8 protein-coding genes are annotated in these 13120 nt (G+C 67.2%); 3 read left to right on the top strand and 5 right to left on the bottom strand.

Translation table 11 applies throughout. The features are described from left to right. Positions 1 to 165: 165 nt before the first annotated feature. The 3 genes from ACFW6D_RS15735 to ACFW6D_RS15725 are packed head-to-tail and all read left to right on the top strand — an operon-like array spanning position 166 to position 5049. Complete coding sequence (locus tag ACFW6D_RS15735) at positions 166 to 2370, top strand: MMPL family transporter (protein ID WP_379328680.1); 2205 nt, start codon at positions 166 to 168, stop codon at positions 2368 to 2370. A 17-nt stretch (positions 2371 to 2387) separates the two neighbouring features. Beyond that, a complete protein-coding gene (locus tag ACFW6D_RS15730) occupies positions 2388 to 3956 on the top strand; it encodes an ArnT family glycosyltransferase (protein ID WP_379328678.1) in 1569 nt (522 codons plus the stop codon). After that, entirely contained in the window at positions 3946 to 5049 is a 1104-nt protein-coding gene (locus tag ACFW6D_RS15725) for an alpha/beta hydrolase (RefSeq protein ID WP_379328676.1), read from the top strand. Before ACFW6D_RS15730 ends, ACFW6D_RS15725 begins: the two co-directional genes overlap by 11 nt. A 68-nt stretch (positions 5050 to 5117) precedes the next feature. Here the strand turns inward: ACFW6D_RS15725 and ACFW6D_RS15720 are convergent, their stop codons facing one another. From ACFW6D_RS15720 to ACFW6D_RS15700, 5 genes are all read right to left on the bottom strand, one after another. Then, complete coding sequence (locus ACFW6D_RS15720; RefSeq protein ID WP_379328674.1) at positions 5118 to 6326, bottom strand: esterase/lipase family protein; 1209 nt, start codon at positions 6324 to 6326, stop codon at positions 5118 to 5120. 264 nt (positions 6327 to 6590) lie between these two features. Then, the gene (locus ACFW6D_RS15715) at positions 6591 to 8873 is read right to left on the bottom strand and encodes an ATP-binding protein (RefSeq protein WP_379328672.1); all 2283 of its coding nucleotides are present in this window, start codon (positions 8871 to 8873) and stop codon (positions 6591 to 6593) included. 115 nt (positions 8874 to 8988) lie between these two features. Continuing rightward, positions 8989 to 9846 (bottom strand): acetylxylan esterase, encoded by an 858-nt coding sequence (locus ACFW6D_RS15710; protein ID WP_379328671.1) that lies wholly within the window; start codon positions 9844 to 9846, stop codon positions 8989 to 8991. Further along, on the bottom strand, positions 9843 to 11015 hold the full coding sequence (locus tag ACFW6D_RS15705) for a PucR family transcriptional regulator (protein ID WP_379328669.1): 1173 nt from the start codon (positions 11013 to 11015) through the stop codon (positions 9843 to 9845). The genes ACFW6D_RS15710 and ACFW6D_RS15705 overlap by 4 nt, the downstream gene beginning before the upstream one ends. Before the next feature lie 79 nt (positions 11016 to 11094). Next, complete coding sequence (locus ACFW6D_RS15700; protein ID WP_379328667.1) at positions 11095 to 13020, bottom strand: nitrate- and nitrite sensing domain-containing protein; 1926 nt, start codon at positions 13018 to 13020, stop codon at positions 11095 to 11097. Positions 13021 to 13120: the final 100 nt, after the last annotated feature.

Genomic DNA, 13120 nt, shown 5'->3' with positions numbered 1-13120 from the left:
GGCAGATCGTGAATATCGCTGTGATCGGACCCAGACGGCCGGGTCACCGATCACAACAAGTTTTCGAGAATCGTTGTGACCGACCGCAACATTGCGCGGTAGCGACCGAAAAGACCATCGACTCCTGACAAGTTCGTCCCCATCGCGAGCAGTTGGGAGGCGAATGTGTTCGCCGAGTTGACACAGTGGGCAGACACCGTCGTGCGGCGGCGCTATCTGGTGATCGTGGTGATGGTGGCCGGATTGCTGGCACTGGGCAGCTATGGGCTGGGCCTCGGCGCAGACCTGAGTTCCAAGGGGTTCGACGATCCGTCGTCGGAATCGGTACGCGCGGCACACGTGCGCGACAACGCGTTCGGTCGCGATCACAGCAGTGACGTGATCCTGCTGGTCCGTGCGCCCGAGGGCACCACGATCGACGATCCGGCGTTCGCCGACAAGGTCGTGGCGGGCCTGAACGCGCTGCCGCAGCGGTTCCCCGACCAGATCGACCGGGTCAACGGCGCGTACTGGCCGACCGATACCGGGGTGGCGCTGCCCGATGTGTTCGGTTCGCCCGAACGGGATTACGCGTTCGCCTCGGTCGCGATCAGCGGCCTCGATCCGACCGAACAGGGCCGCAACTATCGAAAGATCGCCGAGGAGTTCGTGATTCCCGGGGTCGACGTGGAGCTCGCCGGCGGGCAACCGGTCGCGGCCGCGTTGAACGACACCATGGTTCAGGACCAGCGGCGCGTGGAACTGTTCGCGATCCCCGCGGTCGCGGTGCTGTTGTTCTTCCTGTTCGGTGGCGTCGTGGCCGCGGCGCTGCCGCTGATCGTCGGCGGGCTCACCATGCTCGGCGCCTGGGGGCTGCTGCGCTGCCTCACCGCCGTCACCGAGGTGAACTCCTTTGTCTCCCCCGTTGTTTCGATGATCGGGCTGGGGCTGGCGATCGACTACGGGTTGTTCGTGCTCAGCCGGTTCCGCGAGGAGCTCGCCGACGGCCGCTCTGTCGACGACGCGGTCCGGCGGTCGGTGACCACGGCGGGACGCACGGTGCTGTTCTCGGCCCTGATCGTCGTGGTCGCGGCGGCTGGCATTCTGGTGTTCCCGCAGGGCTTCCTACGCTCGTTCGCCTACGGCGCCATCATCACCATTTCGCTGGCCGCGTTCACCTCGATCACCCTGCTGCCCGCGATGCTGGCCGTGCTGGGCAGGCGGGTCGACTGGCTCGGTGTCGACTGGTTCCGCAAACCGGTCGCGAAAGACCGTGTCGCCGACAACGCGTGGGGCCGGTTCGCCGCCGGAGTCATGAAACGTCCACTGATGGTGGCGATTCCGATCTGTCTCGGCCTGCTGCTGCTCATCGTCCCGATCCAGCACCTCGCCTTCGGCTCCATCAATGAGCGTTTCCTCCCGCCGGATCACCCGACGCGGCTGGCCCAACAGCATTTCGACGAACTGTTCCCGCTCCGCCAGATCGACCCGATCGACCTGGTCATCGTCACGTTCGACCCCAAGACCGCCGACACCGTCCGCGCCGATGCCAATCAGGCCCCCGGCCTGGCCGCGCCGTTTGCCGAACCGATGCAGTCGCCGTTCCAACCGCAGGTGCTCACCACCCACACCGTGCTCGACAGCTCCGACAACGCCGAGGCGACCATCGACTATCTGCGTTCGATGCCGTTGCCGTCCGGAACGACGCTGATGGTCGGCGGTATGCCCGCGGTGGAGAAGGACAGCATCGACGCGCTGGTCGAGCGGATGCCGCTGATGATCCTGTTCGTCTTCCTCGCCAGCACGCTGCTGATGGCGCTCACGTTCGGTTCGCTGGTGCTGCCGCTCAAGGCGGCCGCGCTGAACCTGCTCGGACTCGGCGCCACACTGGGCGTGCTCACCTGGGTCTTCATCGACGGGCACGGCGCGGAACTGTTCGGCTTCACCCCGCAACCGATCATGTCGCTGGTCCTGGTGGTGATCGTGTCGGTGGTCTACGGGCTCTCGACCGACTACGAGGTCTTCCTGCTGTCACGCATCGTCGAAGCCAGGGCCGCGGGCGCTTCCACCACCGAGGCCGTACAGACCGGAATCGCCCGTACGGGCCGCATCATCACCGCGGCCGCACTGATCCTGCTGGTGGTCACCGGCGCGTTCGCGCTCTCGGATCTGCTGATGATGCAGTACATCGCCTTCGGCATGGTCACCGCGTTGTTCATCGACGCCACCATCCTGCGCATGCTGCTGGTGCCCGCGTCCATGCGGCTGCTCGGAGACGCCTGCTGGTGGGCGCCCGGGTGGTTGAAACGCCTGCAGCCCGAACCCGAAACCCTCGCCCACTCGACACCTTCCGGAGCTGCTCCGACGCCAGTCCGCGGCGACCGGGACTGAATCCGCGGAGTACCCCCATGAATGTCCGCAGCGGCACCGTCGACGTGCCCGCCGCCCCCACCACCTCACTGCCCGCCTTCGCGTGGCGCGAGGTGTCGATTGTCGCGGCCCTGGCGACGACCCTGTTCCTGGCCAGGATCGACCGCTACCTCATCGGCGGTGACGAACTGTATTTCCTTGCGGCAGGACGACATCCCTCGGTGAGCTATGCCGATCAGGGGCCGTTGGTTCCGCTGCTGGCGGCACTGTCGGACTACCTCGCGCCCGGTTCCACTGTCGCGCTGCGCGTGCCCGCGCTGGTGTTCACCGTGCTGGCGATCGTGCTCAGCGCGGTGATGGCCAGGGAGTTCGGCGGCGGTCGGCTCCCCCAGACCGTCGCCGCGATCGCCTACGCGACCACGCCGATGGCGGTGATGCAGTCGGCGATGCTGAGTACCTTCGCCGTCGACATCACCTTGACGGCGGTGATCGCGTGGCTGCTGATCCGTTGGGTGCGCACCCGCGCGGACTACCTGCTGGTTGCCGCCGGTTTCGTTGCCGCCGTGGACTTTCAGGTCAAATGGCTGATCCCGATCATCTGGGCGGTACTCGCTGTCGGTTTCGCGGTGTTCGGGCCGCGAGAAATGCTGCGCAGGCCCGCGTGGTGGGTTGGCTCGGGATTGCTTGCCGGGTCGGCGATTCCGATTCTGTGGTGGCAGCACACCAACGGCTGGCCGCAGCTGGCCATGGGCGCGATCGTGCGCGACGAACAGCTCGCCACCGCCGGGCTGCTTTCGGTGCCGTGGACGATGATTCAGGTCACCGGGGCGGGCGGTCTGCTGTTGATCGTCGGCATGTGGGCGGGCCTGCGTGCCGAACGGTTCCGTCCGTATTACTTCCTGATTCCGATGATCGCGCTCGGGTTGGGCGCGGTCGTGCTCTTCGGTTTGCGTCCGTACTTCGTCGCCGGTGCGTTCCCGGGCCTGTTCGCTGCGGGCGCGGTATATCTGGCGGACCGGGGGTTCAGCCGACGTAGCGCGATCATCGGCGGTGGTTTCGGCGCACTCACGACCGCGATCTGTGTCGGCCTCGTTGTTGTGCTGCCGCTGCCGGAGTCGGATTTGCGGCAGTCCACCGACGACTACTCGCAGATCCATTCGCGCAGTGTGCTTTTCGGACCGAGCGGCTGGGACAGCCTGGTCAACTCCGTGGCCGACACCTACCACCGGATCCCGCCGCAGCAGCGCGAAGGTCTGGTGATCGTCACCCAGAACTATTGGCAGGCAGCGGCTCTCGACCAATTCGCGCGCGACACCGAGCTGCCCGCGGTGTTCAGCCCCAACCGCGGCTACGGCTACTTCGGCACACCACCCGACAGCGCGACCACCGTGCTCTACATCGGGGTCGACGATCCCGGCACCGCGCTGCGCACCCGCTTCACACAGACGACCCTGCTCACCGACATCGATGAACCGCTCGGCTTTCCCGGCGTGAACCGCGGTGTCGCGGTGTGGCTGTGCGAGGGCCCGAGCGAACCGTGGTCGGCCCTGTGGCCCGATGCCCTGGAACTGCGGCTCGTCGACGGAACGAGCCGCCATGGCCGATAGCGACAACACAGCAGTGAACGGAGACAAAACAGTGGTGAATTCGATGGTGCGGCGGCTGGCGCTCGCGGTGACGCTGGCCGCCACCGGCGTGCCCGTCGTCGCGACGGCGCAGGCGGCCCCTGATCTGGTCGCCGCCCGCGCGATGGCGGCGGCACTCCCGGCGCCGAACGGCTCGTTCGCGGTCGCGGCGGCGGCGAACGGTCCGGGCAGGGTGATCGACCTGACCGTGCATTCGGCGGCGATGAACCGCCCGGTCACCGTCGCAGTCATTCCCGCCGCGGATCCCGAGAGGGCCACGGGCTCGCTGTATCTGATCAACGGGGTCGACGGCGGAACCGATACCCCAGACTGGCGCGAAGGCAGCAACTGGTTCACCAAGACCGACGCCGTCGAATTCTTCGCCGCGAAGCAGGCGAACATCGTCATGCCGATCGGCGGTGCCGGCACCTTCTACACCGACTGGCAGGTCGACGATCCCGGCACCGGACGCAACCGCTGGCTGACCTTCCTCACCACCGAACTGCCGCCGATCATCGATTCGGCCTTCCACGGCACCGGCCGCGATGCGGTTGCCGGTTTGTCGATGGCCAGCTCCGCAGTATTTCGCATGGCACAGGAAGCGCCAGAACGGTTTCAGATGGTCGGCTCGTTCAGCGGCTGCATCCAGACCAGCAACCCGGCAGGTCAGGCGATGGTGGCCTCGATCGTCACCGCGCGGCGCGGCAACCCGTTGAACATGTGGGGCCCACCCACCGATCCGGCCTGGGCCGCCAACGACGCGGCACTCAATGCCGAGAAGCTGCGCGGTGTGCAGGTCTACGTGAGCACCGGAAACGGCCTGCCCGGTCCGCTGGACACCCTGAGCGGGCCGGGCATCAAGAACAGCCCGATGAAGTTGATCGATCAGATGGTCATCGGCGGCGTTCTCGACGGGATCACCGTGGTGTGCACCGCGTTGTTGCGCGAACGACTCGCCGCACTGAATATCCCGGCGACCTTCGACTTCCGTCCGGCGGGCACGCATTCCTGGGGCTACTGGGAGCAGGACATGCACACCTACTGGGAACGCGCCGCCGCCCTGCTCGTCGGGTAGACACACGAAAATCGGGTGCATCGCGGCCAAGCCGTGCCGCGATGCACCCGATTATTTGTCGCCTGGCGTTACAGGGAACCACCACCTCCGATCAGCCACGGGTTGAACGTGCACTCGAGGTTCGGGTTCTGGATCGGATCCAGTGCCCGCAGCGCGATCGAGAGCGCGCGCGGCGAGTACATCATCGTGAGGTGATCCGAGATGTCCTGCTCACAACCCTGCTGCAGCAGGATGTTGTTGACCGTCGAGCCGGGGCCCTGGTCGAGGAAGGTCAGCTCGTACGGGTTGGTCACTTCGTCGTAGCGCGTGCCGACGATGGTGTAGTCGATACCGGGAACGGTGTCACCGTTGGCATTGAGCTGCTTGACGAAAGACGAACCGACGGTCTGCTGGATACCGGCGTGCCCGACGAAGATCTCGACCGGACCGAGCACATCGATGCCCAGGTTGTTGACCATGCGACCCAGCGAACCGATGCCGTCGAGGGTCGTGCCGTGGTGGGTGGCGCCGTAGGTGATCAGCTTGTTGACCTTGGCCGCGCCGCCCTCGAACTTGGTGTACCAGTTCGCCATCGAGCCACCCTGCGAGTGGGCGATGATGTCGACCTCGTCGGAACCGGTCGCCTCGAGAACACGGTCGACGAACGCCGCGGTCTGCTTGGCCGAATCCTGGATGTAGCCGGTACCCATCACACCGGGCAGGAACGCACCGAGACCGCCGCCTTCGACCATGCTGGAACGGCCGTAGTTGAACGTGAAGGTGCAGTAGCCGGCGTCCTTGATCGGCTGACCCATGTAGGCGTAGCCGTTGTAGGCGTTCATCCAGGTACCGTGCAACAGCACCACGGGACGCGGGTGCTGCTCGGTCGGCTTGCAGCCCCAGTCGTTGGTGCCGGGGGCACCCGCGTCGGGGTTGAGCAGGCCGTAGCCGAACGCGGGCAGGAACGCCGTCGACGCGGGTCCGATGGCGCCGGGATCGGACGAGTAACCGCCCGAAGAACCCGAGCTGGAACCCGAACCGTCGAGGCAGTCGCCGGAGCCGTTGCCCGAGCCCGCGCCACTTCCGGAGGTGCAGGCAGAACCCGTGCCGCCCAGCCCGCCGTCGGTGCCCCACGCCACATCGCGGCCCTGGTAGATGATCTCTGCCAGTGCCTGTTCAGTGGGCTCGGTCTGTGGGTCGGCCGCCGCCCCCGTCCCGGAGAGGGCGACAGCCATAATACTGGCGCCGATCAGTATTGCCGCACGCACAGTGCGTGTGCGGCCACGAGTTATGGTCATGCAAGGTCTGCCTTTCCGAAAGCGAAAAAGAATCAGCTCGTAAGCCGCACCGAAGATAAGCCCGAAAAACCGGCACGGAAATCACTTCCGGTCAGGTGTGTACACCTCACCAACCCACTGTTCGGGGCCCCATGGTGGCGCACAGGAAATATTATTCAGCGCTTCATTTCGGCAGTTTGCCAATATTCCACTGCAATTCGATGCGTCACATACCGATCACATGAGTTCACGTATTTCGCTGTGCCCGACCATGATCCACGCGAATCAGTTGCTCGTCGCGGGATTTCCTCTGGTCGCGACCCAGGTCGCGATCTGTGCGCGATTGGCCGAATCGAGCTTGGTCAAGATGTTGCCGACGTGGGTATCGGCGGTCCGCGGCGCGATCACCAGCCGGGCGGCGATCTCCTTGTTCGTCAGGCCGCTCGCCACCAGTTCCGCCACCTCGTACTCGCGCCGGGTCAGCGGCGCGATGTTCGGCGAATTGTCGGGGCAGGGCGAACACTGTGGTTCGAGCGCGAGCGCGACCGCCTCGTCCAGCGCCATCGCGTGCCCGATGTCGAACGCGGTCGCGAACTCCGCCGCGCCCATCGCCGCTGTCGTCGCATCGCGGAACAGGGTGTGGGGGTAGACCAGAATGATCCGCGGGTCGGTGCCGAGACGTTTCCACGCGGCCGCCGCCACGCCGAACAGTGTTGCCGCACGGTGGTGCTGGTTGCGCGCGGACGCGACCCAGGCCAGCGTTTCGATGTGGTAGGCGTCGCCGAAGGTGTTGCCCCAACGGCGGGTGAGCGTCAGCGCGGTGCGGGCGGCGTCTTCGGCGGCGTCGGAATGCCCGGACAGCACCTCGATCAGGCTGATCGTGAACAACGTCATCGCCTGGTAGTAGTAATCACCCTGTGCCGCACACGCTTTCACCAGTTCGCGCAGCTCCGGCAGCCGATGCTCAGGATCCGACGCCGCGGTCGCCAAGGCGAGCGTGTTGCGGGCGAGCACCGTCTCACGGAGTCCGCTGTCGGCGGGCAGCATGCGCAGCGCCGCACCGGACAGCCGTGCCGCCGCGACATTGTCGAGCTCGACCTTCGCCGCGGCCGAACGCACGACAAGCATCCGCGCTACCGCGAGCGGGTCTGTACCGGCAGCGGTTTCGGCCTCGTCGAGTTCACGGTAGCCACGCTCGCGATCGGTCAGCCACAGCGAGTGCATCGCCAGGGTCGTCCACCCGCGCGGCACGTGCGGGGAATCCGGCACCAGGCTCAGCGCCCGCTCCAGCCAGGTGCGCACCTCGTGGTTGGCCCCGATCATCGTCCAGAATTCCTCGACGCACGAGGCCATCTCCAGTGCGGCGGCGGGCTCACCGACGGTCGACAGTGACCATTCCATCGCCCTGCGCAGATCGCGGTGCGCCAACTGCAGGCGCCGGACCAGTTCGTACTGGCGCGGGCCGAGAAACTCCCGATCGGCCAGCAGGAGCAGTTCGCGGAACCAGTCCCGGTGCCGCCGGGCAACGGTGTCCGAGAGCTGGGTGGCGGCGAGTTGCTCGGCACCGAATTCGCGCACGGCCTGCAGCAGCCGGAAGTGCACGACCTCGTCGCCACGGCTCTCCAGGATCGACTTGTCCACCAGCGAGTCGACGATCTCCATCACAGGTACCCCGAAATCCGTACCCGCGCAGACATATTCGGCGGCTTCGAGCTCGAACCAGTCCTGGAACACCGACAGGCACGCCCACACCCGGCGTTCGTCGTCGTCACACAGGTGGTAGCTCCAGTCGACGGCCGCGCGCAAGGTCTGGTGCCGATCGGGCAGACCGTGCGACCAGGCCGTAGCCAGCGCGAGCCCGCCGGGCCAGCGCGACAGCACCTGGCCGGGCGAGAGCGAGCGCAGCCGAGCCGCCGCCAACTCGATGGCAAGGGGAATCCCGTCGAGCAGCCGGCACAGCCGGGCCACATCGGCCGAGTTCGCCGCGGTGATCCGGAAGTCGGGCCGGACCGCGCGGGCCCGGTCCAGCAGCAACCGGACCGACGGATATTCGGCGATGCGCGCGGGATCGTCGTCGCCCGGCGCGGGGACGGCCAACGCCGGCATGCGGAACACCTGCTCACCGGCGATGCTGAGCGTCTGCCTGCTGGTGGCGAGCACGGTCACGCCGGGACAGTGCGCGAGGATCCGCGCGACCAGGTCGGCGCAACCGTCGATGAGGTGTTCGCAGTTGTCGAGAACGAGCAGGGGCGCTGTGCGCGCGAGATGGTCCAGGACGCGTTCGACGGTCGCCGCCCTGTCACCGACACGCAGCCCGAGTTCGTCGGCCACCGCGGCGGCGACCTCGTCGTGCTGTCGGAGCCCGGCCAGTTCTACGAAGAAGACACCGCTGCCGTAGTCGGCGACCCGTTCCCCGGCCACGCGCCGGGCCAGCCGCGTCTTGCCGAGCCCGCCCGCACCCGTCACCGAGACCAGACAGTTCGTATCGAGCAGCCCGCGCACGGTATCGATCTCGGCGTCACGGCCGAGGTAGCTGGTCGCCGCTGGGTCGAGCGTGTTTCGCACCATCTATCGCTTCGGGTCCGGCCGGTCGAGGCGAGAGCTGCGCCCCGTCCGGCTCACGGGTGTGCTGGGTCACAGGCGATAGTACTGCGCACCAACGAAGCGGTGACCGAAGTGGCGATCAGCCCAGTGCGGCCGCCTTCTCGTTGTGTTCGACCCTGGTCCACGCCGCGTCGGTGCACAGCCCGCAGGTCGCTCCGACGAAGCGGGCGCGCGCCGCCGCGTCGTCGAGCAGTTGATATCTCAGCCAGTCGGTCATCACGTCGACGTACTTCCGACCTTCGAGGTGACCCGCACCGCCCAGTTCGGCGAAGATCGCGGGCACCTGGTCTGCCTTGTCGAACAGGGGCTTGACGATGCGGTCGGCGTCGACGATCCGATCCGCGGCACCGGCGAGGAACAAGGTGGGCCCGAGAATGTCGCCGGGGACCGCGAGCGGGCCGGGCTGCAGCGCCAGCACCGTGCGAACCATGTCGTCGGCACCGGCGTTGATCGCGCCCGCGCCACCCTGGGAATGTCCGGCGGCCGCGACTGCGTCGGTCGCGATCTTCCCGTAGTAGACGCTGTCGGATTGATCGTTTCGCCGCAGGAGTTCGCGGCCGCCCGCGAGCATCTCCGCGCCCGAATTCGCCATTGTCGTGTTCGCGGCGACAACGACGAAGCCCGCCGCCGCCCAGTGTTCGAGCAGCCATTGCTCGTAGTAGCCCGGACCCACTCCGGTGCCGTTGCCCCAGATCACCACCGGGTGGCGGGTCGTGCTGAGCTCGGTGGGCCGGTACACGGTGTGGTCGGCCCATTTGTCGATCGTCACCGCGGCCGAGGCGGGCACGTCGGAACCGCTGCTGCCAGGGGCGAGCGGCCCGTTGCGCAGGACCACCGAGGCCGAGGGGTTCGCCGTCGCGGGCGCCGCGGCGAGCACGCCCGCCAGCGAGACGGCGGCGACCGCGAGGCACGGGAGGAGCCGGACGTTACCGCTCATTTCGGTTGTCCTTCGATCGACATGCCCGCGACGACCAGCGCGGAGCGCAGATACCACAGGTCGGGGCACCGCTTGGCGTCCAAGCCGGTCAGGGCCGCGATACGCCGAATTCGGTAATCCACGGTATTGGTGTGCAGGTGCAGCATTCGCGCGGTTTTACGACGGTTCAGATCATTGGCGACATGGCAGCGCAGGGTGTCGAGCAATTCGGGATGAACCGAGAGCGGTTCGAGCAGGGTCCGCAGATATTCGCGGGCCGGGCCCGGGCGGCTGAGCTGATATTCGAGTGCGAAATCGCTGAATCGGTGCACACCACCCACCCGCCCGAGCCGTCGCACGATCTCAAGCAGTTCGTGCGCGCATTCGGCCGCGCCGGGAATATCGTCGAGCGCCGCGCGCACCACCGTCACGGTGAGCTGACGGCCCGAGGCACGCGACAGCGCGGCCGCCACGGTGTCGATGTGGGCTTCGGGCCGGTCGTCGGTCGGTATCAGCACGGTGCCGCCCTGCGCGGACAGCGCCGCGAGCGCGTCGCCGTCGCACGCCCGATCGAGCTCGAGGCGCAGCCGGGTGACCGCTCGCCGGGACCGCACCCGCTCGTCGAGCCCGTCGTCGATCGGCTCCGCGCCGATGTCGACCGCGAGCACCCAGTACTCGGCGGCCAGCACCACCCCGCAATCACGGGCGACGATCCGGGAGCGGCTGCCCACGATCAACTGTTCGGCGAGATTATCCCTGGCGTGGCCGCCGTGTCCGGACAACTCGAGTGCGTAGCGCAGATAGGCGCCCGCGATCGCGGTGGAAACCCGGCCGAGCAGATCGACGATCTGCGCCGGTCGGATATCACCGATCGGTTCCAGGATGACCCGCACACACCGGTGGACGGTGTCGAGGACGGTGTCGACCGAGATGCCGTCCCGTGCCCACTCCACTGCGCGATGTTCGAGCTGCCCGATCGCCCCGTCCGCGGTCTCCTCGGTGCGCAGCGCGACGACCAGTTCCAGACACAGACCCGCTATCGGCGCGACCTCGTGTCTGCGTAAGGTGCCCGGACCGTGATCGGCGGTGCCGGCCAGCCGCACCACCCGGTCGAGCTCGGATTCCCGCACCACGCACATCGTCTCCGGCCTGCTCAGCAGGGCGATACCGGACTGTCGTCTATCGGTCATTGGCCGCTCCTCACGCGCTTGGAACCGCGACCCAGCGTGCCGCGTGCCCCGCGGTGGGGACATCGGTAGAACTGCGTATCTATGCGGGATTCCGCGTCCCGCTCACCGTCGCCGCCGGTTCGACGTCCGCGAGCAGCGCGGAGGGAATGAGGACGATGGCACGAACGCCGCCGTAGTCGGACTCGTTCAACCGGACCGAGATGCCGTGTACGCTCGCCAGCCGCGCGACCACGAACAAACCCATTCGCGAGTCCCGCGCCAACGCGCTCAGCCCCGATCCGGTCGGGGTGGCGAGCATTTCGTTGTAGCTGTCGAACTCGGCGGCGGTCAGCCCGATACCCTGATCGCAGACTTCGACCACCGTGCCCTTGCCGACGATCCCACCGCTGATCTCGACTTTCGCTTCCGGCGGCGAGAACGCGGTGGCGTTGTCCACCAGTTCGGCGATCAGGTGGACCAGGTCGGCCACCACCGCACCGATCACCGCGATATCGGGCAGCCCGGCGAGGCGGACCCTGGTGTACTCGGTGGTCTCGCCCACCGCGCTGCGCACGACGTCGACCATCGGAATCGGTTGGCGCCATTGCCTTCCCGGCCTGCTGCCACCCAGGATCAGCAGATTCTCGGCGTTGCGTCGCTCACGCGTGGCCAGATGGTCGAGGCGGAAGAAGACATCGAGCAATTCGGGGTCCTGCTGGCCGCGTTCGGCATCGTCGAGAATCTCGAGCTGACGGTGGGCGAGGACCTGGCTGCGGTGGGCGATATTGACGAACACCGTTTCCACGCTGTCGCGCAGCCGGGCTTCGTCGACCGCGGCGGTCAGCGCGACCGCCGCGGCATGCTCGAAAGCCTGTGCCACCTCGCCTATTTCGTCGCGCCCGAAGTCCAGTGTCGGCGCCGCCTCCTCGACCTCGGCATGCGCTTTCGCCAGGCGTATCGCGCTCGGCAGCCGCTCCTCGGCGATGACGAGGGTCGCCGCGCGTAAGCGCCGCAGCCGCCGAATGATCCGGTCGGCCAGCACCACGGCGATCAACAACGCCACCACACTGCCGATCAGGACGATCCCCCCGGTCACCAGGCCCGACCGCTCGGCGCGTTGGGCGACCTCGGCGGCGCTGACGCCGGCGTAGTCGTGTTGACCGGCGTACGCGGCGAAGAGACCACCGACAACGTTGTCGGCAACCTGCTGCCATTCGAGAATCCCCATCGGCATTTCGGCATCGACCGACAGAGCACGCGACGCGAAACGCTGATTGACCGCCGCTTCCATCGCCGAGAGTCGCCGCCAGGAATCGCTGTCCATCAGATCGCGCAGCACCTGCTTCTGCGGCGAACCGACTTCGCCCGCGAGATTTCTGATCTCGGCGTGATAGAAACCGACCTGCGTGGTGAATTCGTCGAGCGGAAACGCGCTGCCCTGCGAACTGACCAGAGCCAGCGCAACAGCATTGCTGCGCGACATCGCCTCGGTGGCGCTCAACAGCCGAACAGCCTCGGACACTCTGGTCGCGAGAATCGGGTCCGGTGCGGAAAGCTGTGCCCGGCGGAATCCGTCGCCGAACATCGCGTACGGCGCGTTGAAGAACGTGTAGGCGTCGGCGACCGAGATCTTGCGAGCGTCGACACCGGCCCGCAGCGTGGTGATGGCCTCCCCGAACTTCGCCCGCTGGGCGGGCAGATCGGCCGCCCGCTCGTGGCGCGTGGCGTCGGCTTCGACGAGCAGCTCGAAAGCCCGGTCGACGCGCACCCGCGCCGCGGCGAGCCCGGCGATCGCCTCGTTTCCGGTGAGCAGCCGCAGGGTGAGCAACCGCTCGGCCTGGGTGGCCGCCAATGCCTCCGTGGCGGCCGGACGTATTCGCTCCAGATCATCGATCCAGTTCCGGATCCGGTAACTGTCACGGACCAGATTTCCCGCGGTCAACATTCCGAGGAAGAGCAGGGTGAGACTGGGAACGAGAGCGATCGCCAGAATGCGGGTGCGAACGCCGAGCCGAGCTGAGAGCATCGGCTCAACCTAGGTCCACGCCGCGAATTCGACTCGCACTCCGCTATCTGTTGTGCGGGAAACGCACGTCCGCGCGCAACCCTGATGAGCCGACTCAATA

It is taken from the genome of Nocardia sp. NPDC058705 (genome assembly GCF_042749305.1).
Lineage (GTDB): Bacteria > Actinomycetota > Actinomycetes > Mycobacteriales > Mycobacteriaceae > Nocardia.
This window is presented reverse-complemented; position numbering and strand designations above follow the sequence as displayed.

Excerpts from the sequence above, each read along its gene's own strand:
- ACFW6D_RS15730 (WP_379328678.1), top strand. The coding sequence starts at position 2,388 with ATGAATGTCCGCAGCGGCACCGTCGACGTGCCCGCCGCCCCCACCACC.
- ACFW6D_RS15725 (WP_379328676.1), top strand. The coding sequence starts at position 3,946 with ATGGCCGATAGCGACAACACAGCAGTGAACGGAGACAAAACAGTGGTG.
- ACFW6D_RS15720 (WP_379328674.1), bottom strand. The coding sequence starts at position 6,326 with ATGACCATAACTCGTGGCCGCACACGCACTGTGCGTGCGGCAATACTG.
- ACFW6D_RS15715 (WP_379328672.1), bottom strand. The coding sequence starts at position 8,873 with ATGGTGCGAAACACGCTCGACCCAGCGGCGACCAGCTACCTCGGCCGT.
- ACFW6D_RS15710 (WP_379328671.1), bottom strand. The coding sequence starts at position 9,846 with ATGAGCGGTAACGTCCGGCTCCTCCCGTGCCTCGCGGTCGCCGCCGTC.
- ACFW6D_RS15705 (WP_379328669.1), bottom strand. The coding sequence starts at position 11,015 with ATGACCGATAGACGACAGTCCGGTATCGCCCTGCTGAGCAGGCCGGAG.
- ACFW6D_RS15700 (WP_379328667.1), bottom strand. The coding sequence starts at position 13,020 with ATGCTCTCAGCTCGGCTCGGCGTTCGCACCCGCATTCTGGCGATCGCT.